We start from the raw sequence: 22,199 nt of genomic DNA on the forward strand, positions 1-22,199 counted from the left end.
TTCCCTAGTCAGAATGTGCTTGCGGCGTTTTTGTCCGGCAATGCGGCGGTGAGGATCTGGTGCTCGTTGAAATTCGCCCGCGTCACATAGGCAGCGACCTTGCCGCCGCACATCACCATGATCCGGTCTGAAATGCCCATGACCTCCGGCAGTTCGCTGGAGATGACGACGATCGCCATGCCGCCGGCTGCCAATTCATAAAGGATTTCATAGATTTCCGATTTTGCTCCGACATCGATGCCGCGCGTCGGCTCATCGATGACCAGCACCTTGACGCCCTGTTCGGACAGCCAGCGGCCGAGAATAACCTTCTGCTGATTGCCGCCGGAAAGATTGATGATGTCCTGCTTGCGCGACGGCGTGCGCACGCGCAGCCTGGCGATGAACTGATCGGCAAGGGCCGCTTCCTTGCGCGGGCTCAATAGGCCCAACGGCGAAAAATGCCGCCGCGAGGAAATGGCGATATTCTCCTGGATCGAACGGCCCTGGATGATCCCATCGAGCTTGCGGTCCTCCGGGCAGAGCACCATGCCGGCATGGATCGCTGCCTTGGGATTGTTCGGAGCGACCGTGACGCCATCGATAGTGACCGTGCCCTGGTGACGATGATCGGCACCAAACAACAGCCGGGCCATCTCACTGCGGCCGGCGCCGATCAGGCCAAAGAAGCCAAGGATTTCGCCCCTGCGGACGGAGAAATTGATCGGCGTCGGAAGTCTCGACCCTGAGAGCCCTTTGACCTCCAGCCGGACAGGCCCGAGCTGCCGCCCGCGCCAGCCCCAGATATTGCTGATCTCGCGGCCGACCATTTCGGCAATGATCTGCTCGCGCGTTACTTTCCTGATGTCAGGATGGTGTGCCGCGAGCTTACCGTCGCGCAACACCGTCAGGCCATCGCAGAGCCGGAATATCTCGTCCAGCCGATGCGAGACGTAGAGGATGACGGTGCCGTTCGATTTCAGCCGCTCGATCAGCGAAAACAGAATCTCGCTCTCGCGCGACGACAGCGACGACGTCGGCTCGTCCAGTGCGATGACACGGGCATCGACCATGACGGCCTTGGCGATTTCCACCATCTGCCGCGCGCCGATCGACAGCGACGACACCTTGGCGGCCGGATCGACATCGATGCCGATCTCCTGGAGCTTGGCGCGCACGGTATCGACGAGCGTCTTGCTATTGATGATGCCGGCTTTCGCCGGAAAGCGGCCGAGCCACAGGTTTTCGGCGACCGTCAGTTCCGGCACCAGTTGCAATTCCTGATGGATGACGGTGACGCCGGCGTGAAAAGCATCCCGCACCGAATGATAGTGCTGCTCCTGGCCGTCGATGGATATCGTACCCGCATCCGCCGCCTGATCGCCGGAAAGAATGCGGATCAGCGTCGACTTTCCGGCGCCGTTTTCGCCCATCAGCCCATGCACGGCGCCTTTGACGACCGGAAAGGTGATGTTCGACAGCGCCTGAACGCCGGGATAGCTCTTCGAAATACCGTTGAATTCGAGAAAGGCCATGTTTCTCTCGCTGGTAAAAGAGCCCGGCGGCAAAACTGCCACCGGGCCGCGATCATCCGGAGAGGACGATCATTCGATACCGAGATCCTTGCGGACCTTCTGATAATCGCCGCGCAGCGCCAGCGAACCGGAGGTCAGCGTCAGCTTCGGCGGTTCCTTGCTGTTGGCGATCCAGTCGTACATATCGATCGCGGTTTCGTAGCCGTGACGCTTCGGCGATATGATGACGGTGCCGAAGAAGCCCGTCGGCTGCGGCTTCTTGAATTCGTTGATTGCCGAATCCGCGCCGCCGATGCCAACACCGACGACGTTGGCGGCGGGAATGCCGACCGATTCCGTCGCGCGGACAGCGCCGAGCACGGCTTCGTCGTTGAGGCCGAAGGCCACCCAGTATTTCACGTCGGCATGCTTGTTGAGCACGGTGGTCGCAGCATTGAGCGCTGCTTCCGTGTCGGTTTTGGCCTGTGGCGCGTCATAGATGTTCGCGGCCGGGAAACCGGCACCCTTCAGCACCGAAATAGCGCCTTCGACGCGGTCGACAGCGGTCGGAAGCTGGTCGTAGGAAACGCGGATCGCGCCGACATTCTTCATGTCCCAGCCGCGCTTCTTGATTTCATCGACAATCGCCTGGCCGACGCTCTCGCCGATCTTGGTGGCGGAAATGCCCATATGCGGCACGTCTTCCAGCGGCTTGCCGTCGGCGCCGACCAGACGGTCGTCAACCGTCATCAGCTTGAGCTGGTTGGCCGCCGCCTTGGCGACGATGCCAGGGCCGAGCTTCACATCGGGCGTGCAGATGATGAAGCCCTCCGCACCCTGGGCGCCGAGATTGTCGATCGCAGCCTGAACCTTTTCGCCATCCTGCGCGCCGATCTTGACGAGCGTGAAGCCCTTCTCCTTGGCGGCGATGTCGGCGAACTTCCATTCGTCCTGAAACCAGGGTTCTTCCGGTTGCTTGACCACGAAGCCGATTTTCACGTCTGCCGCCAAGGCGGAGGTGGCTGCGATGACCGCAACCGTACCAGCCAGAATAGCTGCTTTGAAAAAGCGCATGACTCTCTCCCAAAATTCGAAATGAAGCACACTGCCCTCCCTGGCAGTGCTTCTTGAATTATGATAAATCATCATACCAGTCAATTGCCAATGTATGATGATTATAATAGTGTGACTTTTGGCAAGGATGGCCCGCCAAACGCGCCGACGCTTATCGCCATGCGGAATAAATTCCGCTAAGCAGAGGCTCGGCCGCGCGGGAGAACGGCTGCGGAGAAGGCAATTGGATTCGTTTGAACAGCAAGAGCAAAGGCTGAACGGAGCGGCGGAGCGCCGTCCGCGCGTGCGCAAGAACGTCACGGCGGCGATCGCCGAGGACATCTGTTCCGAACGCTATCCTTCCGGCTCGCCCCTGCCGCGCGAAAACGATCTCTGCGATCTCTACGGCGTCAGCCGCACCGTCATCCGTGAATCCCTGAAGATCCTCGAATCGAAAGGGCTCGTGCGCGGCAAGCCGCGCATTGGCACCACCGTCTGCGATAAGGACGACTGGAATATCCTTGATCAGGACGTGCTAGAGTGGATGGGTCCTTATATCGCCGAATTCGATATTCTCGGCTGCATTCTCGAGGCGCGGCGTACCATCGAGCCGGTGGCCGCCGAATATGCCGCCGAGCGCGCCACCGCCCAGGAGATAGCCGATCTCGAAAAAGCCTGGCGGCAGATGCGCGATTCCGGCGATGATCCCGAACGCTTCACCGAAGCCGACGTGATGTTCCATACGGTGCTTTTGAGCGCCAGCCACAACCAGGTGTTCCGCCGCCTGTCGAGCGCCATCCATGCCGGGCTGAAATATGCATTGCATGCTTCGAATGTCGCGGTGGACAGCCGTGATGAGGCGATCGCCGTCCATGGCGATCTGGTGGAGGCGCTGCGCCTGCGCAACCGCACCTCTGCGCGCGACTGCGCCCATCGCATGCTCGATCTTGCCACCCGCGACCTTGCCGCCGCCGAAAAAGCGATCGGGCGGGTGGAGAAAAACAAGACCTGAAATCCCGAAATCCGCGGCCTGGCGCCGCTGATATGATCCAAAAGCCGAAACGGAAGCGTTCCCATGAAAATCACCAAATTGACCACCTATATCGTGCCGCCGCGCTGGATGTTCCTGAAGATCGAAACAGACGAGGGCATCACGGGCTGGGGCGAGCCAGTGGTCGAAGGCCGGGCTTTGACCGTCCAGGCCGCCGTGCACGAACTGGAAGACTATCTGATCGGCAAGGACCCCTTCCTGATCGAAGATCACTGGAACGTCATGTACCGCGCCGGCTTCTATCGCGGCGGCGCCATCCACATGTCGGCGCTTGCCGGCATCGACCAGGCGCTCTGGGACATCAAGGGCAAGGCGCTTGGCCAGCCGATCCATTCGCTGCTGGGTGGCCAGGTGCGCGACAAGATCAAGGTCTATTCCTGGATCGGCGGCGACCGCCCTTCCGACGTCGCCAACAACGCCAAGGACGTCGTCGCCCGCGGTTTCAAGGCGATCAAGCTCAACGGCTGCGAGGAAATGCAGATCGTCGACACCTACGACAAGGTGGAGAAGGCTGTTGAGACCATCGCCACCATTCGTGAGGCGATCGGCCCCTATATCGGCATCGGCGTCGATTTCCACGGCCGCGTCCATCGCCCGATGGCCAAGGTTCTCGCCAAGGAACTCGAGCCCTACAAACTGCTCTTCATTGAAGAACCCGTGCTCTCCGAAAATCGTGAAGCCCTGAAGGAAATCGCCAATCATTGCTCGACGCCAATCGCGCTCGGCGAGCGGCTCTATTCGCGCTGGGACTTCAAGTCGGTCCTGTCGGACGGCTATGTCGACATCCTGCAGCCTGACCTTTCCCATGCCGGCGGCATCACCGAATGCCGCAAGATCGCGGCGATGGCCGAAGCCTATGACGTGGCGCTGGCACCGCATTGCCCGCTCGGCCCGATCGCGCTTGCCGCCTGCCTGCAGGTCGACGCCGTCAGCTACAATGCCTTCATCCAGGAACAGAGCCTCGGCATCCACTACAACAAGGGCAACGACATCCTCGACTACATCTCCAATAAGGAAGTCTTCCACTATGCCGACGGCTTCGTCAGCATCCCGCAAGGCCCCGGCCTCGGCATCGAAGTGGACGAAGCCTACGTCATCGAGCGCGCCAAGGAAGGCCATCGCTGGCGCAACCCGGTTTGGCGCCATGAAGACGGCAGCGTAGCCGAGTGGTAAGAGCTCTCCTCCCGTAAACGAAACGCCCCGAACTTCGGGGCGTTTTGCTTTTTAACGAACATCCGCCCGCGCGCGCGGCCGCGTGTCATTGCGCTCCCAGGAGAAAATCGCCGGCGGTAGCGGATCCCGATCGCGGATGATATCCGCGCCTTTCTCGCCGATCATGATCGTCGGGCCGTTGGTGTTGCAGGAGGGCACGCGCGGCATGATGGAGCTGTCGCAGACGCGCAGGCCCTCGAGCCCTCGCACCTTCAGCTCGAGATCGACGACCGCCATGGCGTCCGTGCCCATCTTGCAGGTGCCGACGGGATGATGGTCGGTCTTGGCGTTGGCGCAGCCATAGTCGAACAATTGCGCCTCCGTTGTCAGATTGCCACCCGGCAGCCGCTCAGCCAGCACAAAGGGCTTCAGCGCATCCTGGCTCATGATGTCGCGGGCGATCCGTAGGCCTTCGAGCGACATCTTCATATCGTGCGGATCGCTCCAATAGTTCGGATCGATCAGCGGCGCGGCGGATGGGTCGGATGAAGAGAGCCGCACCGTGCCGCGCGAGCGCGGGTGCAGATAGGCGGAATTTAAAGTTACGCCGGCATTCTTCAGCCGTGCGACGCCCGCCTCGATGCCGGAGCCGAGGCCGAGATGGAACTGGATATCCGGCGAGCGGGCATCGGGATCAGCATACCAGAAGCCGCCGGTCTCGAAGAGCGACGAGGCGACGGGACCGGAGCGGAACAGCAGATATTGCAGCCCGGCCCAGAGCGTACGATGCAGCTTGGCGACATTGTCGTAGGTGTGGTCGCCGGTGCATTCCGAGATGACGAAAAGATCAAGATGGTCCTGCAGATTGCCGCCGACACCCGGCAGGTCGTGCGTGACCGGCACACCGACCGAGGTCAGATGGTCGGCCGGGCCGATCCCGGATTGCAAGAGCAGCTTCGGCGAGCCGATGGCGCCGGAGGAGATCAGCACTTCCCGGTCCGCCCGAATGATCTCGACACCCTTGTCTGTCACCACCTCGACGCCGACGGCGCGGCGGCCTTCGAGAATGATGCGCGCCACCCGCGCACCGGTACGGATGGTCAGGTTCTTTCGATCTTTGATCGGCGATAGGTAGGCCAGCGAAGCCGACGAGCGGCGGCGGTTGCGCTGCGTCAACTGATAGAAGCCGACACCCGCCTGCTGTCTGCCGTTGAAATCGTGATTATAGGGGATGCCGAGTTCCTGACCGGCGCGGATATAGGCATCGCAGATCGGCAGCGCCGATACCGGCATGGAAACGCCGAGCGGGCCGCCATAGGAATGATAGTCATCGGCAAAGCGCTGATTGTCCTCGGCGCGTTTGAAGTAAGGCAGCACGCTGCGATAGTCCCAGCCCTCGCAGCCATCCTCGCGTGCCCAGAGATCGTAGTCGACAGCGTTGCCGCGCGTGTAAAGCTGCGCATTGATCGAGGAGCCGCCGCCGATCACCTTCGCCTGCGTATAGCGCAGCACGCGGCCCTTCATATGCCTCTGCGGCACCGTCTTCCAGCCCCAGCTCGCCACCCCCTTGGTCATCTTGGCGAAGCCGGCCGGCATGTGGAACAACGGATTCCAATCACCGCCGCCAGCCTCCAGCAACAGGACTTTCACCATGGGGTCCTCGCTCAGACGGTTGGCGAGTACGCAGCCCGCCGGTCCGGCGCCGGTGATGATGTAGTCGTAGCTCATTCCAGTCCTCAAATTTATCATGTTCCCGGCACGAGATCGCATTTCCCTCCTCCCGATGGGGCAAGGGTAAATCCTTCACAGTCGCCCGATCCCCAGCCCACCATCCGCAGGGATCACCGATCCCGTGGCAAAACCGAAGCCCCCTTTGGCCAGCGCCGCAACGATGCTGCCGACATCGCCCGTCTCGCCCCAGCGCTTCATCGGCACCAGGCCGCCATCGATCAATGCGTCGTATTTCTCCGAAACTTGCGCCGTCATGTCGGTGCGGATGATGCCGGGCCGCACCTCGAAGACGGCAATGCCGGTCTCCGCCAGCCGCAGCGCCAACCCCTGCGAGAAGGCCGAGAGACCGGCCTTGCTGATGCAATAATCTAGCCTCTCAGGCGAACTCAGCGCTGCCGAGACCGAGGTGATGTTGATCACCGAACGCGGCAGCGACGTCTTCGCCGCGAGCATCGAACGAACGATCGCCTGGGTAAAAAACACCGTGCCGCGCAGATTGACGTCGATGATCCGGTCGAAATTTTCTGGCGCCAAATCAAGGAAATCGCCGCGCACGACGGGGCCAATGCCGGCATTATTGACCAGGCAATCGATCTCGCCCAAAGCCGCCCGGATCGCCTCGACGGTTCCCATGTGTCCCGAGAGAGCGGCAAGATCAGACTGCAGATAGATTGCCCGCCCGCCATTCCCCTTCAATTCCGCAAGTTCCGCCAACGGCGGCTCTACCTCGACACCGGTGATCGCCAGATCGAAACCGCTTCTCGCCAGCGCCCGCGCAATACCGAAACCGATCCCCTTGCGGCCTCCGGTGACGACGGCGATCGGACGCCTTGCCTTCATGACCGCAGCTCCTCCCGCACGATATGGTCGGCCACGCGCAGCGCTTGCGCGGCCACGGTCAGCGCCGGATTCACCGCCGCCGAAGTCGGCAGGAAGCTGGCGTCGACCACGAAAAGATTGGGGTGATCGAAGGCGCGGCAGAAGACATCGAGCGGCGCGCTCGAGCCGTCATTGCCGATCTTGACCGTGCCGCATTGATGCGACGGTGTGCGCTTGTCGAAGGGACGTGACAGCACGATCGGGAAGCCGGCCTTACGCAGCACGCTCTTCAGCTTCTTCACCAGATCGAGATGCGCCTGCCAATTGGTGCGCACCCACTGCAGCACGATGCGGTCGCCGTCGACCGTGATCCGGCTTTCCGGCGACGGAAGATCCTCGCTCATGGCATAGAAATCGATGGCATGGGCGGAAAGCCTGTTCAGAAGCCATTCCGGCACAGTCGGCATATTCGCCTTGAGGATCGTGCCGGAAACGCGTCCCAAAAGCTGAACATTGCCGAGCGGCGGCCCGCCTTCGCCATCCGAGAGATAGAAGTCGTTGAAGCCGAAAGTCTTCTGATAGACCGAATCATTCCGATACCAGGGCGAAATCGCCAGCACGGCAGAGGAATTATGGTTCATGAAATTGCGGCCGACCTGATCGGAGCGATTGGCAAGCCCGCGCGGATTCGCATCGTCAGCCGATCTCAGCAGCAGCACCGCCGACTGCACCGCCCCGGCCGCAAGGATGACCAGCTTCGGTCGTACGACATGCGCCTCTCCATAGGCGGAATAATGCACCGCGGCGATCATCCGCCCATCGCCGGCAGCCTGGAGCCGCGTGACGCGCGCGCCGGTCTTCAGCTTGACGTTCGGATATTGCAGAGCCTTGGCAAGCGCCACCGTCTCGGCATCCATCTTGCCGTCGGCACTATGCGGATGCGCATCCCAGGGCGTACGGCCCTTGACAAGCCACTTGTCGATATCGACGCCCAACGGCAGCGAATGCGGATGCATGCCACTGTCCTTCAGTCGCTTGCGGACACTGGCGATTGCCGGCTCGTCGGGTACCGGTGGAAATGGATAGGGTTGCGAATGCGGCGGTTCCCAGGGATCGTCGCCGAGGCTGCCGCGCACCTGATAGAGCTGCTCCGCCTCGCTATACCAGGGCTCCAGCTCCTCATACGGAAAGGGCCAGGCCGGCGACACGCCGTCCAGATGCCGCATCTCCTCAAAATCCTCGCGTCGGTAGCGGATCAGCACCGCGCCGTAGAATTTCGAATTGCCGCCGACATTGTAGTAGTTGCCGGGATTGAACCCCTTGCCGTCTTTCTCGTACCAGGTCTCCTTCGGGCGGAAATGGCCGCGCAGGAAGATCGCCCGCTGGTCGCGGGTTTCCGGTCGGTCCTCCAGCCGTTCGCCGGTCTCCAGGATCAATATGTTGGCGCCCGAGGCGGCAAGGCCGGAAGCGACAGTGGAGCCACCGATCCCCGAACCGATGATGACGATATCCGGTTCTGCCATGCTGCCGCTCACGCTATCCGAACCTGGCTCTGCGGATCGAAGAACACCGCCTTGTCGAGATTGAAGGCAAGCCGTGTCGTCTGCCCGGGGGCAATGCGGGCATCGGCGCGCAGCCGCGCCACGACGGATTTGCCGCCGAGGCGGACGATCGCAAACGTATCCGAACCGGCCGGCTCGACCACCTCGATCAGGCAGTCTCCTTCGGCGAGCGAATGGGCATTGCGGTCCGCACCGTCGAGGTCGGTCAGCGCCTCCGGCCGAATGCCGAAGATCACGTCCTTGCCGGCATGGGCGCCGAGTCCGGCGCCGCTCCCGTTGACAGGCAGCTTCAGGGGGGCCGCGCCATTCGGTCGGTCGAGCGAGACCTGCAATCCCGTCGGCCCGCTCTCCACCGTCGCGGTCAGCAGGTTCATGGCGGGCGAGCCCATGAAGTCCGCAACGAAGGTATTGGCAGGGTGATTGTAGATTTCCGCCGGCGTTCCGAATTGCTGCAGAACACCGTCCTTAAGGACGGCGATCTTCGTGGCCAGCGTCATTGCCTCGATCTGATCATGGGTGACGTAGACGATCGTCGTCTTCATGCGCTGATGCAGGCGCTTGATCTCGGTGCGCATGTCGACGCGCAGCTTGGCATCGAGGTTGGAGAGCGGCTCGTCGAACAGGAAGACCTGCGGATCGCGCACCAACGCCCGGCCCATGGCGACGCGCTGGCGCTGGCCGCCGGAAAGCTGGCTCGGCTTGCGGTCGAGCAGATGGCCGATCTGCAGCATGTCGGCCACTTGCTTGATCGCCTTGTCGCGTTCCTCCTTCGGAACTTTGCGGATTTCCATGCCGAAGGCGATGTTGCCGGCAACCGTCATGTTCGGATAGAGCGCATAGGACTGGAACACCATGGCGATATCACGTTGCGACGGCGCCAGGCCGTTGACCGAGCGGCCGGCAATGGCAATGTCGCCCGAGGTGATCGGCTCCAGCCCGGCAATGGTGTTGAGCAGGGTGGACTTGCCGCAGCCGGACGGGCCGACGAGCACGAGAAATCCGCCCTTTTCGATTTCGATATTGATGTCCTTCAGGATTTCGAGCGATCCATAGGACTTGCGCAGATTGGTGATTTTCAGGAAGGACATGGTCTTATCCCTTGACGGCGCCGGACATCAGGCCGCGGACGAAAAATCGGCCGGAGACGATGTAGACGATGAGGGTTGGCAGGGCAGCGAGGATCGCGCCGGCGAAGTGGACATTGTATTCCTTGACGCCCGTCGACGAGCTGACGAGGTTGTTGAGCGCGACCGTCATCGGCGTCGAACTGACGCCCGAAAAGGACGCGCCGAACAGGAAGTCGTTCCAGATATTGGTGAACTGCCAGATGACCGAGACGACGATGATCGGCCCCGAAGACGGCAGCAGGATGCGCCGGAAAATCTGGAAGAAGCTCGCCCCGTCGATCTGCGCGGCGCGGACCAGCTCGGTCGGAAAGGCCTCGTAATAATTGCGGAAATAAAGCGTGGTGAAGCCGAGGCCGTAGACTATGTGGACGAGGATCAGCCCCCATATGGTCCCGGCGATGCCGAAGAAACCGAGGATGCGCGCCATCGGGATCAGCACGATCTGGAACGGGATGAAGCAGGAGAGCAGCAGCATACCGAAGAAGATTTCCGCGCCGCGGAAACGCCACTTCGTCAGCACATAGCCGTTCAGCGCGCCGACCATGGTGGAGATGGCGACGGCAGGAACGACCATCAGGATCGAGTTGATAAAAAAGGGCCTGAGCCCCGTCGGCTGCACGCCGATCTGCGCCGTCGACCAGGCCGATATCCAGGGCTCGATCGTCCAGGTCTTCGGCAGGTTCAGCATGCCGCCCTGGCGAATCTCTTCAAGCGGCTTGAAGGAATTGACCAGCATCACATAGAGCGGCAGCAGGTAATAGACGGCAAACAGGATCAGCGCCGCATAGATCAGCCCACGGGTCAGCTTGCCGTGCGAGATGGCGTTTTGCGGATTGGGGTTGCTCATGCGCGTTTCCCTCCGCCGATTTCCGAATAGAGATAGGGGATGATGATGGCAAAGATCATCGCCAGCATGATGATCGCCGACGAGGCGCCGATGCCCATCAGATTGCGGGTGAAAGTGTAGGAATACATGAAGGTAGCCGGCAGTTCGGTCGCCTGCCCCGGCCCGCCGCCAGTCAGCGCCACGATCAGGTCATAGGCCTTGATCGCGAGGTGGGCGAGCACGACGAAGGCCGAGAGGAACACAGGCCGCATCAATGGAATGATGATGCGGCGATAGGTGGTGACCGCCGACGCGCCGTCGATCTGCGCCGCCTTGATGATCTCGTTGTCGACGCCGCGAAGGCCGGCAAGGAACATCGCCATGACGAAGCCCGAAGACTGCCAGACGGCGGCGATGACGACGCAATAGATCGCCATTTTCGAATCCTTGATCCAGGTGAAGGAAAAACTCTCCCAGCCCCAGAGATGCATGGTGTTCTCAAGGCCGATGCCAGGATCGAGAAACCATTTCCACGCCGTTCCCGTGACGATGAAGGACAGCGCCATCGGATAGAGATAGATCGGCCTCAGCAGCCCTTCGGCACGGATTTTCTGGTCGAGCAGGATAGCAAGGGCGAGGCCGAGCGCCGAGCAGATGGCGATATAGAGGGAAGCGAAGATGCCGAGATTGGTGATCGCACGCCACCAGTGCGGCAACGCCCAAAGCCTATCATAGTTGGTGAAACCAATAAGGTTATAGGAAGGCAGCATCTTGCTGTCGGTCAGCGACAGATAGCCGGTATAGGCGATAAAGCCATATACGAAGATCAGAATGACGACGAAGCTCGGGGCCAGCACCAGCTTGGGCAATAGCACCTGCATTCGACTGCGACTGTTCATGGTCGAACACCTAGTTTGATTATCTGCGTACGGAGCAAGTGAAGCCCTCGCCCGAACCCTCTCCCCGCGAGCGGGGAGAGGGTGGCCGACAGGCCGGATGAGGGGCACTCCTTGCTCCGAACTACCTTACTTCGCCGCCGCAACCGCCGAGACGAGTTCCTTGACCGCGTCATCCGACGACAGATCGCCGTTGAATTCGCGGGTTACGACGTCGTAGATCGCGTTCTTGACCGCCGCCGGATTGGCGTGGCCATGGGCCATGGAGCCCATCAGCGTGCCGTTCTTGTTGGCTTCGGCCAGATCCTTGATCGCCTTCTTGCCGCAATCATCGAAGGCGGTATCCGGAACGTCGGTGCGGGCCGGAACCGAGCCCTTGACGACATTAAAAGCCGACTGGAAGGTCGGGCTTTCGATCGAGGACGCCATTTGCATCTGCGCCGGGATCTTGTCGGCGGAGACCTTGAACATCGCGAATTGGTCGGAGTTGAAGGTCACCGAGCCCTGCGTTCCCGGGAAGCGGATGCAGACGAAATCCTTACCCGGCACCTTCTTCGCCTTCAGGAATTCGCCCTTGGCCCAGTCGCCCATGAACTGCAGGCCGGCCTTGCCTTCGATGACCATGCCGGAGGCAAGATTCCAGTCGCGGCCGGAGAAGTTGTCATCGACATAGGAGCGCAGCTTCGTCATGCGGTCGAAGGCTTCCTTCATCTTCGGGCTGCCGAGCGTATCGGGATCGAGATCGATGAACGCCTTCTTGTAGAAGTCGTTGCCAAACGAGAGCACGACGGCGTCGAAGATCGTCGCATCCTGCCACGGCTGGCCGCCATGGGCGATCGGCGTGATTCCTTGCTTCTTGAAATTGTCGAGCAGCGCGATCAGCTCGTCCCAATTCTCCGGCACCTTGCCGCCGGCCTTGTCCAGCGCTTCCTTGTTGATCCACACCCAGTTGGTGGAGTGGACGTTTACGGGAGCGGCGATCCAATGGCCGTCATATTTGGAGAATTTCTGCAGGGCGGTCGGGACGACCTTGTCCCAGCCTTCCTTATTAGCGACCGCATCGAGATTGCCGAGCGAACCTTCCTTGGCCCAGTCGAGAATGTCGAAGCCGAGCATCTGCACGGCGGTCGGCGGGTTGCCACCCGTGACGCGGGCGCGCAGAACGGTCATGGCCTCGCTGCCACCACCGCCGGCAACCGGCATGTCGACCCAGCCTATGCCCTTCGATTCCAGGTCCTTCTTCAGGACTTCCAGCGCCGACGCCTCGCCGCCCGAGGTCCACCAATGCAGGACTTCAACGCTTTCAGTCGCATGCACTACGGTCACGGTGCCCGTCATAAGAAGGGCGGCCGCAGCCACAGATGTCATCAATTTACGCATATTTTCCTCCCGGTTTTAACAGTTGCGCAGCAAGACCTCCTCCCGCTGCTTCCTCCCTGTTCCGCGCTCTTCGCGAGGAACAAATCCACCACGGCCTCCCAGCCATGGGCATTCATCTCACCTCGGCATCCACCAGCCGGTGCGCCGGCCGATATGCATGTTGAGCGTTTTTGTCTCGGTATAATCTTCCACCGCATGCCGGCCGAGCTCGCGCCCAAGTCCCGATTGGCGATAGCCGCCGAAGGGCAGTTCCGCCGCACCATCCATGAAGGTGTTCATCCAGATCGTGCCGGCCCGCACCCGTCGCCCGATCGTCAGGCACGTGTCGAAATCGCGGCTCCAGACGCCGGCGGAAAGGCCGTAATCGATGGAATTGGCGATGCGGATCGCATCTTCGGTCGTCTCGAACGTCAGCACGGAAAGGACAGGCCCGAATACCTCCTCCTTCGCCACCGCCATCTCCGGTTTAACGTCTGCGAGAATGGTCGGCGCCATGTACTGGCCGAAGCCGAAATCGATCTGGCTGCCGCCATGCGCCACGGTCGCGCCGCTCTTTGCCGCGCCGGAAACATAGCCCTGGATCTTCTGCAAATGTTGCGGCGTGATGATCGCGCCCACTTGCGTGGAAGGGTCGAGCGGATCGCCGACCCTCACCTTTTCCGACAGGCTGGCGATACGCGCTGTGACATCCTTGGCAATATCGCGATGGATGATCAGTCGCGAGCCGGCATTGCAGCATTCGCCGGCGTTGAAATAGGCGCCGAACACCGCGGCATCGACGAACTCATCGAGATTGGCGTCGGGAAAAACGATCTGCGGGTTCTTGCCGCCGAGTTCGAGCGAAACCTTCTTCAGCGTCTGCGCCGCACTCGCCATGGTCAGTCGCCCAACGCCGGTCGAACCGGTGAAGGAGATCATGTCGACATCCGGATGGCTGGTCATCGGCGCACCGACATCGGCACCCGTTCCGACGAGGATATTGACGACGCCGGCCGGCACGCCGGCTTCCATCAGGATTTCGCCGAGCACCAGAGTCGAGCCAGACGTCAGCTCGGAGGGTTTGACCACCGCCGTGCAGCCGGCGGCCAGTGCAAAAGGTAACTTTTGACTTACGATAAGGAACGGGAAATTCCAGGGCGTGATGATCGAGACGACCCCGATCGCTTCACGCAGCACGACGCCCATTGTGCCGTCACCAAGCGTGTTGTAGCTCTCGCCGTGCAGATCACGTGCAAGGGCGGCTGCATAGCGCCAGATATCGGCGGAACCGGCAATCTCGCCGCGCACCTGGGTAATCGGCTTGCCGGCCTCGATGGCGTCGAGATAGGCGAGCTCCTCGGCTCGCGCCGAGATCATGTCGGCAGCCTTCAGCAGGATATTGGAGCGTTCCGCCGCCGTCATGCGCGGCCAGGGACCGTGGTCGAATGCCTTGCGCGCGGCCGCGATAGCCAGATGCGCATCGTCCTTAGTCGCGGATTTATAGCGGCTGACGGTGACGCCATGGCTCGGCGCCACGCGCTCGATCGTGCCGGTCTCGATGCCTTCGACCCATTTGCCGTCGATCAGCATCTTGAATTCGCGCACTTTTACATCGGGAAGCGCCTGTGGCTTCGCAAGAACCGTCATCACCATTCCCCCTTGAACTCGGCGGCGCGTTTGCCGGCAAAGGCCGCAACGCCCTCCTTGAGGTCGCCGGTTTTGGCGACCAGGATCGATCCCAACGCCTCGACGGCGGACCCATTATCCTCGCCATTGGCCGAAGCGATCATCAGCTTTGCAATCTCCAGCGCCGCCGGTCCGCGCGTGGCAATCCGCGCTGCGTAATCCCTGGCGGCGGCAAGCACCGTTCCCGTTTCGACGACCGCGTCCACAAGACCGTAGGCGCGTGCTTCCTCGGCGGAAAACATCTCTCCGCCCAGCACCATGCGCCGCACGATCTGCGCGCCAAACCGCTTGGTAAGCCGCTGCGTACCGGACCAGCCCGGAACCATACCAAGGCTGGTTTCCGGCAGGCCGATCCTGATCTGGCTTTCCGCAATGCGGATATCGGCCGCAGCCGCCAGTTCCAGCCCGCCGCCGAGCGCATGACCATTCAATGCGGCGATCACCGGCATGCGGAGCGTCGCCAGCCGCTCGAAAACACGATGGCCGAAGCGCACCCAGGCATGGCCGAACTCGTTGGCCGCCATACCGCCCCAGGCCTTGATATCGCCGCCGGCCGAAAAGGCCTTGCCTTCGCCGATAAGGATCGCGACGCGGACGGAACTATCCGCCTCCACATCGTCGCAGGCAGCGGCCAGCGCCTTCAGCATGTCGATGTCGAAGGCGTTGAGCTTTTCCGGCCGCGAGACGGTAATCGTCGCGACGGAACCTTCTACAGAAACCTTGACCTCACCCATGGCGCGCTCCTTCCAGAACACGCTTGGCCTTGGCGGGCAGCGTCAGACCGATAGGCGCGTCTTGGAACAAAGCTGCATCCATCACCTTCAGCCGGTCGGAGACGAGCAGCGGGAATTCCGACTGATCGAGAATATGCGCCTCCAAATCGACGCCGGGCGCGATCTCCGTCAGCAACAAACCGTCCGGCGTCAGCTTCATCACGCAGCGCTCGGTGACATAGGTGATATCCTGCCCCTGTGTGATGCCGCGGGGGCCGGAGAAGGTAACGTGCTCGACCGCGTTCACCAGCTTCTTCAGCTTGCCTTCCTTCTCGATGACAAGCCGGCCATCCTCAACACCAAGCTTCGCGCCAGCATTGAACATGCCGGAGAAGACGATCTTCTTCGCCCGCGCGGTGATATCGACGAAGCCGCCGGCGCCGGCCGTCACATGCGGCCGGAAGCTGAGGCGGGAGACATTGACCGAACCGTCGCGGCCGATCTCCAGGAAGGAGAGAAGCGAAGCGTCGAAACCGGCACCCTGGAAATAGGTGAACTGATAGGGCGACGGCATGAAGGCATCGGCGTTCGACGCACAGCCGAAGGCGAAATCGAGCAGCGGCACGCCGCCGACCGCCCCTTGCTCGATCACCCAGGTGACCGCGCCATGCAGCCCCTCTTCCATCAGGATACGCGGCACATTGGCCGAGATGCCGAAGCCGAGATTGACGGCGCTGCCGGATTGCAGCTCCTGCGCCACCCGCCGGGCAATGACCTTCTGGATATTGAATTCCGGCACACGGAAGCTGTCGAGCGGCCGAAAGATCTCGCCCGAGATCGCCGGATCGTAAAGCGTCTGCGTAGTCTGTTTCTGATCCGGATCGACAATGATATAGTCGACAAGAACTCCGGGGATGCGCACATCATGCGGTTTCAGCGAGCCTTCCTTGGCAAGGCGCTTGACCTGGGCAATGACGATTCCCCCATTGTTGCGGGCGGCGAGCGCCTGGTCGAGACCGCCGAGATAGGCGCCCTCATGCTCATAGGTGAGATTGCCGCGCTCGTCGGCAGTCGTCGCCCGGATGATTGCCACCTGCGGCGCGATCGCCTTGAAATAAAGCCAGTCTTCCCCCTCGAACGGGATGCGCTTCACCACCGGCTCGGCTCCGGCTGCCGCATTCATGGCGCAGCCCTCGCGGTTCGGGTCAACGAAGGTATCGAGGCCGACCTTGGTCAACACGCCGGGACGCTTGGCGGCGGCCTCGCGATGCATGTCGAAGAGAATGCCGGACGGAATATTATAGGCCGCGACATCGTTGTTGCCGATCATCTGCCAGATCAGCGGCGGTTCGGAACTCGACGGGCCGGACGGATAGGAGCCGCCGATGATCGTCTTCAGCAGACCTTTCCTGGCAATATGATCGACGCCCTTGATGCCGCTCATATCACCGGCGGCGATCGGATGCAGCGTCGTCAGGTCACGCGGATGGCCGGTCGCGTCGAAACGCTCGCCGATCGCCTTCAGCATCAGGTCCGGGCAGCCGAGACCGCTTGAGGAAGAGACGGAGACGATGGCGCCATCGGGGATCAGGGCAGCCGCCTCGGCGGGGGTGATGTGCTTGTTCATCGCGACGCTCAAAGTCCTGGATCAATCTTGGCGGCTTCGCGGGTGGCAGCCGATTTGACGACGGCGAGACCCGTTGCCAGCGACCACACACCGTCCTCGCCGGTCGCCGACGGCTTTCCCCTGCCCTCGATCGCGGCATGAAAGGCGGCAAGCGCCGTCTCATAGAGATTGTGGTGATGGAGCGGCAGCTCGTTTTGGCCATCGCGGTCGCGCAGGTAGACATGACCGACAGGCTGCTGCGTCATGACATTGCGGCCGATCAGCGAGCCGTCGGTGCCGTGCACCTCGAAGCCGGTCTCGGCATATTTTGTGGTAAAACCGTCGTGGAACTGCGCAATGACGCCGGACCTGAACCGCAGAGCCCCCATGACGGCATCCTCAAGCCCTGCCTTGCCCATGCCACCGCTCTGGCCAAGGGCGATCGCTTCCACCGGATCGTCGTTCAGCACGAAGCGCAGCGTATCGGCATCGTGTACGGTGATATCGAGAATGACGCCGCCGCCCGCCTGCGGCTTGTCCACCCGCCAACCCTGTAGATGCGGCGGCAGATAGACGGCGTGAAAAACGCGGGCGCTCAGCGGCTTGCCGATCTTGCCGGCGGCGATAGCATCCCGCATCGCGCGGAGGCTGGCGGCATTGCGCAGATGATGGTTGGTGCCCATGATCACGCCGGCGCCCTTCGCGGTCTGCACCATGAGGCGCGCGTCTTCCAGCGTCAGCGCCAGCGGCTTTTCACAGAGCACATGCTTGCCGGCGTTGACTGCCGCCAGGGTCTGGTCGCGATGCAATTCGTTGGTCGTCGAGATGTAGACGGCATCGACATCGGGATCAGTGACGAGATCGGCGACATCCGTCACCGATTTGGCAATACCATTCTCAGCCGCATAGGCGCGGCCACGCTCCGCGTCCCTGCTCATCACCGAGACGACGTCGCCGCCGGTTGCGCGTATTGCGCCGATCATCCATTCGCGGGCGATTGTGCTTGCACCGATCAAGCCCCATTTTACATTGGTCATGACACGGCCCTCCTTGCCGCTGGGTCCAGCCCGGTTCCGCAGCTTTGACGCACCACCAGCCGAACGGCGCTGACGATCGCCTCCGCCTCCACCTTGCCGGAATTGATCTGCTTCAAGAGCAACTGTGCGGCGCGCCGGCCCATGCCTTGCGGATCGACGGAAACTGTCGTCAGCGCCGGCACTGCACTTTCGGCCTCGATCACGTCATCGAAGCCGACCACCGCAAAATCGACGCCCGGCTCCAGCCGCCGCGCCCTCAGGCCATCACAGACGCCGAAGGCGACCGCATCGTTGAAACACACCGCCGCCGTCGGCTTATGGGCCAGCAGCATGGCGCGGCCGACCGCTTCGACCCCGCCGGCGCGCGACGGCGCGGTCGCAACGACGAGATCGTCGTCAAATGCGATCTCCGCCTTGGCGAGCGCATCACGATAGCCGTCGAGCCGTTCGGCAAAGACGGCGGTGTTGGCAAAGCCGCCCATGAAGGCGATGCGGCGGTGGCCGAGACCGGCCAGATGCTCGACCGCCGCCGATGCGCCGGCAAAATTGTCCGACACCAGCGACGAGACCTTTGCGCCGGGAATATTGCGCACGACGATCACAACCGGAATGCCGGCATTGGTGAACGATTTGAAGTCGGCCGCTTCCGTACCGCGCGCAGGCGAAACGATCAGGCCGGAAATGCCGTGCTCGCGCATCGAAGCGACGACCTCCCGCTGCCGGTCTATGCTCTCGCCGGTATTGGACAGGAACTGCACATAGCCGGCCGACTGCACGACCATATCGACGCCAACGGCGAGCTCCGCAAAGAAGCTGTTGGTGAGGTCGTTGACGACAATGCCGACGATCTTCGACTTCGATTGCCGCAGATTGGCGGCACCGCGATTGTAGACGTATCCGAGCTCGCGGATCACCGCATTCACCTTGGCCCGCGTCGCCTCGTTGACCAGCGGGCTGCCCTGCAGAACGAGCGACACGGTCGATTTCGACACGCCGGCGGCGTGCGCAATATCGATGACCGTGACACGTGCCTTGCTCATGAAGCTCCACCAAATCCCTTGCTCTTTGTTATGGGATAATTATTTGGAACGTTCCAAATTTTGTCAATGGGTAAATGGAAAGGTTTGACGAGAATGCTTAGAAGGCTGTGCGAAAACGCACAATTCGCGGACGTTTTCGGGAGAAAAATAAATCACGCGCCGAGGCCTCGTCTCCAAGAACATCCTCACAGAAACTTGGAACGATCCAAATTATTGCACTTCGACCGGGCAGCGAACAGAGAAAACGCCCGGCAACCGAACAGGTTACCGGGCGTCCAATGGAAACGAAAATATGCGAGCTGGACGAGCGCGCCGCTTCCCGATCCCCAAAAAAGTGCGCCCGCGGTATCGGCGCAGATACCGCAGGCGCGTCATGCGTCCCTTGAAACCCCCAGGGAGACGCAATCCTGAAGCATGATCCCGAAAAGTGTGAAACGGTTTTCGGACAAGATCATGCATGAGCAAAAAAGTTCGAAATCACTCCCGCTCGCCGGTGAAGTTCAGCAGGAGCTGGAAGATGTTGACGAAGTTCAGGTAGAGCGACAGCGCACCGAAGACGGCGAGCTTCTGCGACGATTCCTGATCGTAGTTCTCGGCATATTGTTCCTTGATGTTCTGCGTATCCCAAGCGGTCAGGCCGACGAAGACGACGATACCGATGACCGAGATCGCGAACTGCAGGGCGCTCGAACCCAGGAAGATGTTCACGACGCTGGCGATGATCACACCGAAGAGGCCCATCATCAGGAACGAGCCGATGTTGGAAAGATCACGCTTGGTCGTATAGCCATAGAGGCTGGTCGCGCCGAACATGGTCGCGGCGATGAAGAAGGTCCGCGCAATGCTGGTGCCGGTGAACACCAGGAAGATCGAAGCGAGCGACAGGCCCATGACGGCGCAGAAGGCCCAGAACATCGTCTGCGCCGTGCTAGCCGACATCGATTGGATGCGGAACGAGAAGAACAGCACGAAGGCGAGCGGCGCCAGCATGACGACCCACTTCAGCGGCGTCTGGAAGATCGGCACATAGAGCGCCGGCGTCGTGCCGACGATCAGCGCGACGATGCCGGTCACCACAAGGCCGATACCCATGTAGTTGTAGACGCGCAGCATATGCTTGCGCAGACCTTCGTCGAAGAGCGCCTGCGAGCCGGCGGCGGCTCCATAGCCGTATCGCGGATTGGTCGGGTTCATGGTCGTTCTCCTTTGATTCAAACTAGTACAGACTGCGGGCCAGCTTTTCGGCCTCGCCATCGAGTTCCGCCGCCTTGCCGCCGCCGATCAGCGCGTAAGCGACCTCGCCGATCTGCCAATAGGCAGCCTGGACGTCGTCACGCTTCACATGGCTCACCTTCTGGACGGCGAAATTGCCGGGACGGACGGCAAACAGCGACAATTGACCGCCTTCGCCGGCATTGATTGTCATTTCAACGCTCGGACCGAAATCGGAGGGATAGATTTGCGCATCGGTGACGCGCCAACCCTGCGGCAGCTCCGGCAGGACGATTGCTGTCGATGCGCGGATTTCGTCCGGATTATAGGCCGCATGCGGCGGCTGCGACGTCATCGCTTCGCGCAGGGCCGTCGCCCGGTAGGCTTGCACCGCACCATCGACGAAAGCGGGCGCCGGAACGGAAGCGTTGACTTCGCTCGCGCTGAAAGCGCCGAAGGATGTATGCGCGACCCAGCCGGCCGCCATCAGCATCACGACGGCGGCAACTCGCTGGAACGAGCTCAGAACCCGGCCATAAGCCAGCCCGCGCTCCAGCCGCCGTGCGGCTTCGCGCGTTTCCGCCTTCGCCGCCAGTCCTTCGCCGGCGAGCGCCATGCGCAGTTCGCCGCGGATGCTCATATCGGCCATGACCTTGGCGGCGATCGCGGGATGTTCCGAAAGATAGGATTCCACCTCGACACGGCGCGCGACGGTCAGCTCACCGTCGACATAAGCATCGAGATCAGCGTCGATGACGGGATCAATTGTCTTCATTGCCGCCTCCGATAAGTCGAAGATGCGAAACCGCGGGTGTATTCTCGAAATTCCTCAGGCTGGCGCGGGCGCGGGCGATGCGCGACATCAGCGTGCCGACGGGAATGCCGAGCGCAGATGCCGCCTCCTGATAGGAAAGATCTTCGATCGCCACGAGATGCAGCGCTTCGCGCTGCTCTTCCGGCAGGTTGAAGAAGGCGTTGCGCACCTGTTTCAGGCGCACGGCATGATCCTGCGAGGCCGGAAGTGCCTGGTCGAATTCAACAGCCGCCTCTTCATGGCGGCGAGTGAGCGAGCGCGTCTGGCGCAAGCGGTCGATATGGGCATTGTGCAGGATCGAGAGCAGCCAGGTGCGCAGGTTCGCGCCGCGCCGGAAGGACGACTTTCGCTCATAGGCCTTGACCAGCGCATCATGCACTAGGTCTTCCGCCTCATCCGCATTGCGGACCAGCGAACGGGCATAGCGTCTCAGCGAACCGAGCTGCCCCAAAACATCGAATGTGCGTCCTTTGCGTTCCATACCCCAATATACGGAAGCCGAGACGATCTTATTCCACGGTCGGACAAATATTTTTTCCAAGCGGCTGCGGCAGCCGGCATTGTTGAATATATCAGTGCGCGAAAATGACAGAGGACGATTTGATGAAGAGCATCCGCATTGCAGCCGCCTTGATCCTGCGAGGCAACGGCGACACCTTACTGGTCCGCAAGCGGGGAACATCAGCCTTCATGCAGCCGGGCGGCAAAATCGAAGCCGGCGAAACCGCCGCGGCCGCACTTATCCGCGAACTGAATGAGGAAATCGGCCTGCGATTGACTGCGACACAGCTAAGTCCTTTCGGCAGCTTCGAAGCTGAGGCCGCCAACGAGCCGGATCATCGCGTGATCGCCGAGGTGTATCGCCTCGATATCGGCGATGATCGCATTCAGCCCGCCGCCGAGATCGAGGAAATACGGTGGATATCTCCAGCCAATCCGGGCGATATCCCTTTGGCACCCCTCACGGAACACCACATCCTGCCCGCTCACCGGCATCTGCTTTCCGCCGGCATGGACTAGAA

At 61.5% G+C, this 22,199-nt stretch carries 20 protein-coding genes; 3 read left to right on the forward strand and 17 right to left on the reverse strand.

Translation table 11 applies throughout. From position 1 onward, the window contains the following. Window positions 1-8: 8 nt before the first annotated feature. Window positions 9-1,514: an L-arabinose ABC transporter ATP-binding protein AraG gene (araG, locus tag NXC24_RS17235; protein WP_104824406.1), complete on the reverse strand. Its 1,506-nt coding sequence runs from the start codon at window positions 1,512-1,514 to the stop codon at window positions 9-11. Between the two features lie 69 nt (window positions 1,515-1,583). Further along, window positions 1,584-2,567, reverse strand: coding sequence for an arabinose ABC transporter substrate-binding protein (locus NXC24_RS17240; protein ID WP_104824407.1), 984 nt, complete (start codon window positions 2,565-2,567; stop codon window positions 1,584-1,586). Between the two features lie 223 nt (window positions 2,568-2,790). On the opposite strand from NXC24_RS17240, the gene NXC24_RS17245 reads away from it, so the two are divergent. Both NXC24_RS17245 and dgoD read left to right on the forward strand, forming a co-directional pair. Then, window positions 2,791-3,558: a FadR/GntR family transcriptional regulator gene (locus NXC24_RS17245; RefSeq protein WP_245463898.1), complete on the forward strand. Its 768-nt coding sequence runs from the start codon at window positions 2,791-2,793 to the stop codon at window positions 3,556-3,558. 63 nt (window positions 3,559-3,621) lie between these two features. Beyond that, window positions 3,622-4,770: a galactonate dehydratase gene (dgoD, locus tag NXC24_RS17250; RefSeq protein WP_104824409.1), complete on the forward strand. Its 1,149-nt coding sequence runs from the start codon at window positions 3,622-3,624 to the stop codon at window positions 4,768-4,770. A 51-nt stretch (window positions 4,771-4,821) separates the two neighbouring features. Here the strand turns inward: dgoD and NXC24_RS17255 are convergent, their stop codons facing one another. The 15 genes from NXC24_RS17255 to NXC24_RS17325 form a co-directional block, all read right to left on the reverse strand. After that, window positions 4,822-6,477 carry a GMC family oxidoreductase N-terminal domain-containing protein gene (locus NXC24_RS17255; RefSeq protein WP_104824410.1) on the reverse strand — a complete coding sequence of 552 codons (1,656 nt, stop codon included), beginning with the start codon at window positions 6,475-6,477 and terminating at the stop codon, window positions 4,822-4,824. A gap of 75 nt (window positions 6,478-6,552) precedes the next feature. Continuing rightward, window positions 6,553-7,320, reverse strand: a complete 768-nt coding sequence (locus tag NXC24_RS17260; RefSeq protein ID WP_104824411.1) for a 3-ketoacyl-ACP reductase — start codon at window positions 7,318-7,320, stop codon at window positions 6,553-6,555. Next, on the reverse strand, window positions 7,317-8,834 hold the full coding sequence (locus NXC24_RS17265) for a GMC family oxidoreductase (RefSeq protein ID WP_104824412.1): 1,518 nt from the start codon (window positions 8,832-8,834) through the stop codon (window positions 7,317-7,319). Before NXC24_RS17265 ends, NXC24_RS17260 begins: the two co-directional genes overlap by 4 nt. Beyond that, the gene (ugpC, locus tag NXC24_RS17270; RefSeq protein ID WP_104824413.1) at window positions 8,831-9,949 is read right to left on the reverse strand and encodes a sn-glycerol-3-phosphate ABC transporter ATP-binding protein UgpC; all 1,119 of its coding nucleotides are present in this window, start codon (window positions 9,947-9,949) and stop codon (window positions 8,831-8,833) included. Before ugpC ends, NXC24_RS17265 begins: the two co-directional genes overlap by 4 nt. A 4-nt stretch (window positions 9,950-9,953) precedes the next feature. Next, window positions 9,954-10,835, reverse strand: a complete 882-nt coding sequence (locus tag NXC24_RS17275) for a carbohydrate ABC transporter permease (RefSeq protein ID WP_104824414.1) — start codon at window positions 10,833-10,835, stop codon at window positions 9,954-9,956. After that, complete coding sequence (locus NXC24_RS17280; RefSeq protein ID WP_104824415.1) at window positions 10,832-11,713, reverse strand: sugar ABC transporter permease; 882 nt, start codon at window positions 11,711-11,713, stop codon at window positions 10,832-10,834. The genes NXC24_RS17275 and NXC24_RS17280 overlap by 4 nt, the downstream gene beginning before the upstream one ends. A 126-nt stretch (window positions 11,714-11,839) precedes the next feature. Continuing rightward, a complete protein-coding gene (locus tag NXC24_RS17285; RefSeq protein WP_104824416.1) occupies window positions 11,840-13,090 on the reverse strand; it encodes an ABC transporter substrate-binding protein in 1,251 nt (416 codons plus the stop codon). A gap of 117 nt (window positions 13,091-13,207) precedes the next feature. After that, entirely contained in the window at window positions 13,208-14,716 is a 1,509-nt protein-coding gene (locus NXC24_RS17290; protein ID WP_104824417.1) for an aldehyde dehydrogenase family protein, read from the reverse strand. Further along, complete coding sequence (locus NXC24_RS17295; protein ID WP_104824418.1) at window positions 14,716-15,489, reverse strand: enoyl-CoA hydratase/isomerase family protein; 774 nt, start codon at window positions 15,487-15,489, stop codon at window positions 14,716-14,718. The genes NXC24_RS17290 and NXC24_RS17295 overlap by 1 nt, the downstream gene beginning before the upstream one ends. Next, a complete protein-coding gene (locus tag NXC24_RS17300) occupies window positions 15,482-17,095 on the reverse strand; it encodes an acyl CoA:acetate/3-ketoacid CoA transferase (RefSeq protein ID WP_104824419.1) in 1,614 nt (537 codons plus the stop codon). Before NXC24_RS17300 ends, NXC24_RS17295 begins: the two co-directional genes overlap by 8 nt. 8 nt (window positions 17,096-17,103) lie before the next feature. Further along, complete coding sequence (locus NXC24_RS17305; RefSeq protein ID WP_104824420.1) at window positions 17,104-18,111, reverse strand: Gfo/Idh/MocA family oxidoreductase; 1,008 nt, start codon at window positions 18,109-18,111, stop codon at window positions 17,104-17,106. Then, on the reverse strand, window positions 18,108-19,151 hold the full coding sequence (locus NXC24_RS17310) for a LacI family DNA-binding transcriptional regulator (RefSeq protein ID WP_104824421.1): 1,044 nt from the start codon (window positions 19,149-19,151) through the stop codon (window positions 18,108-18,110). The genes NXC24_RS17305 and NXC24_RS17310 overlap by 4 nt, the downstream gene beginning before the upstream one ends. A 477-nt stretch (window positions 19,152-19,628) precedes the next feature. Continuing rightward, window positions 19,629-20,345, reverse strand: a complete 717-nt coding sequence (locus NXC24_RS17315) for a Bax inhibitor-1/YccA family protein (protein ID WP_104824422.1) — start codon at window positions 20,343-20,345, stop codon at window positions 19,629-19,631. Between the two features lie 22 nt (window positions 20,346-20,367). Continuing rightward, a complete protein-coding gene (locus NXC24_RS17320; protein WP_104824423.1) occupies window positions 20,368-21,138 on the reverse strand; it encodes an anti-sigma factor in 771 nt (256 codons plus the stop codon). After that, complete coding sequence (locus tag NXC24_RS17325) at window positions 21,125-21,658, reverse strand: sigma-70 family RNA polymerase sigma factor (protein WP_104824424.1); 534 nt, start codon at window positions 21,656-21,658, stop codon at window positions 21,125-21,127. Before NXC24_RS17325 ends, NXC24_RS17320 begins: the two co-directional genes overlap by 14 nt. Window positions 21,659-21,780: 122 nt before the next feature. Here NXC24_RS17325 and NXC24_RS17330 point away from each other — a divergent pair, with 122 nt between their 5' ends. Next, window positions 21,781-22,197 (forward strand): NUDIX domain-containing protein, encoded by a 417-nt coding sequence (locus NXC24_RS17330; protein ID WP_245463899.1) that lies wholly within the window; start codon window positions 21,781-21,783, stop codon window positions 22,195-22,197. Window positions 22,198-22,199 lie beyond the last annotated feature (2 nt).

It is taken from the genome of Rhizobium sp. NXC24 (assembly GCF_002944315.1).
Classification (GTDB): domain Bacteria; phylum Pseudomonadota; class Alphaproteobacteria; order Rhizobiales; family Rhizobiaceae; genus Rhizobium.

Coding starts and splice junctions, on each gene's coding strand:
- araG (WP_104824406.1), bottom strand. CDS start 1,514: ATGGCCTTTCTCGAATTCAACGGTATTTCGAAGAGCTATCCCGGCGTT.
- NXC24_RS17260 (WP_104824411.1), bottom strand. CDS start 7,320: ATGAAGGCAAGGCGTCCGATCGCCGTCGTCACCGGAGGCCGCAAGGGG.
- NXC24_RS17325 (WP_104824424.1), bottom strand. CDS start 21,658: ATGGAACGCAAAGGACGCACATTCGATGTTTTGGGGCAGCTCGGTTCG.
- NXC24_RS17280 (WP_104824415.1), bottom strand. CDS start 11,713: ATGAACAGTCGCAGTCGAATGCAGGTGCTATTGCCCAAGCTGGTGCTG.
- NXC24_RS17320 (WP_104824423.1), bottom strand. CDS start 21,138: ATGAAGACAATTGATCCCGTCATCGACGCTGATCTCGATGCTTATGTC.
- NXC24_RS17305 (WP_104824420.1), bottom strand. CDS start 18,111: ATGACCAATGTAAAATGGGGCTTGATCGGTGCAAGCACAATCGCCCGC.
- NXC24_RS17315 (WP_104824422.1), bottom strand. CDS start 20,345: ATGAACCCGACCAATCCGCGATACGGCTATGGAGCCGCCGCCGGCTCG.
- NXC24_RS17310 (WP_104824421.1), bottom strand. CDS start 19,151: ATGAGCAAGGCACGTGTCACGGTCATCGATATTGCGCACGCCGCCGGC.
- NXC24_RS17295 (WP_104824418.1), bottom strand. CDS start 15,489: ATGGGTGAGGTCAAGGTTTCTGTAGAAGGTTCCGTCGCGACGATTACC.
- NXC24_RS17240 (WP_104824407.1), bottom strand. CDS start 2,567: ATGCGCTTTTTCAAAGCAGCTATTCTGGCTGGTACGGTTGCGGTCATC.
- dgoD (WP_104824409.1), top strand. CDS start 3,622: ATGAAAATCACCAAATTGACCACCTATATCGTGCCGCCGCGCTGGATG.
- NXC24_RS17330 (WP_245463899.1), top strand. CDS start 21,781: ATGAAGAGCATCCGCATTGCAGCCGCCTTGATCCTGCGAGGCAACGGC.
- NXC24_RS17300 (WP_104824419.1), bottom strand. CDS start 17,095: ATGAACAAGCACATCACCCCCGCCGAGGCGGCTGCCCTGATCCCCGAT.
- NXC24_RS17285 (WP_104824416.1), bottom strand. CDS start 13,090: ATGCGTAAATTGATGACATCTGTGGCTGCGGCCGCCCTTCTTATGACG.
- ugpC (WP_104824413.1), bottom strand. CDS start 9,949: ATGTCCTTCCTGAAAATCACCAATCTGCGCAAGTCCTATGGATCGCTC.
- NXC24_RS17290 (WP_104824417.1), bottom strand. CDS start 14,716: ATGACGGTTCTTGCGAAGCCACAGGCGCTTCCCGATGTAAAAGTGCGC.
- NXC24_RS17275 (WP_104824414.1), bottom strand. CDS start 10,835: ATGAGCAACCCCAATCCGCAAAACGCCATCTCGCACGGCAAGCTGACC.
- NXC24_RS17255 (WP_104824410.1), bottom strand. CDS start 6,477: ATGAGCTACGACTACATCATCACCGGCGCCGGACCGGCGGGCTGCGTA.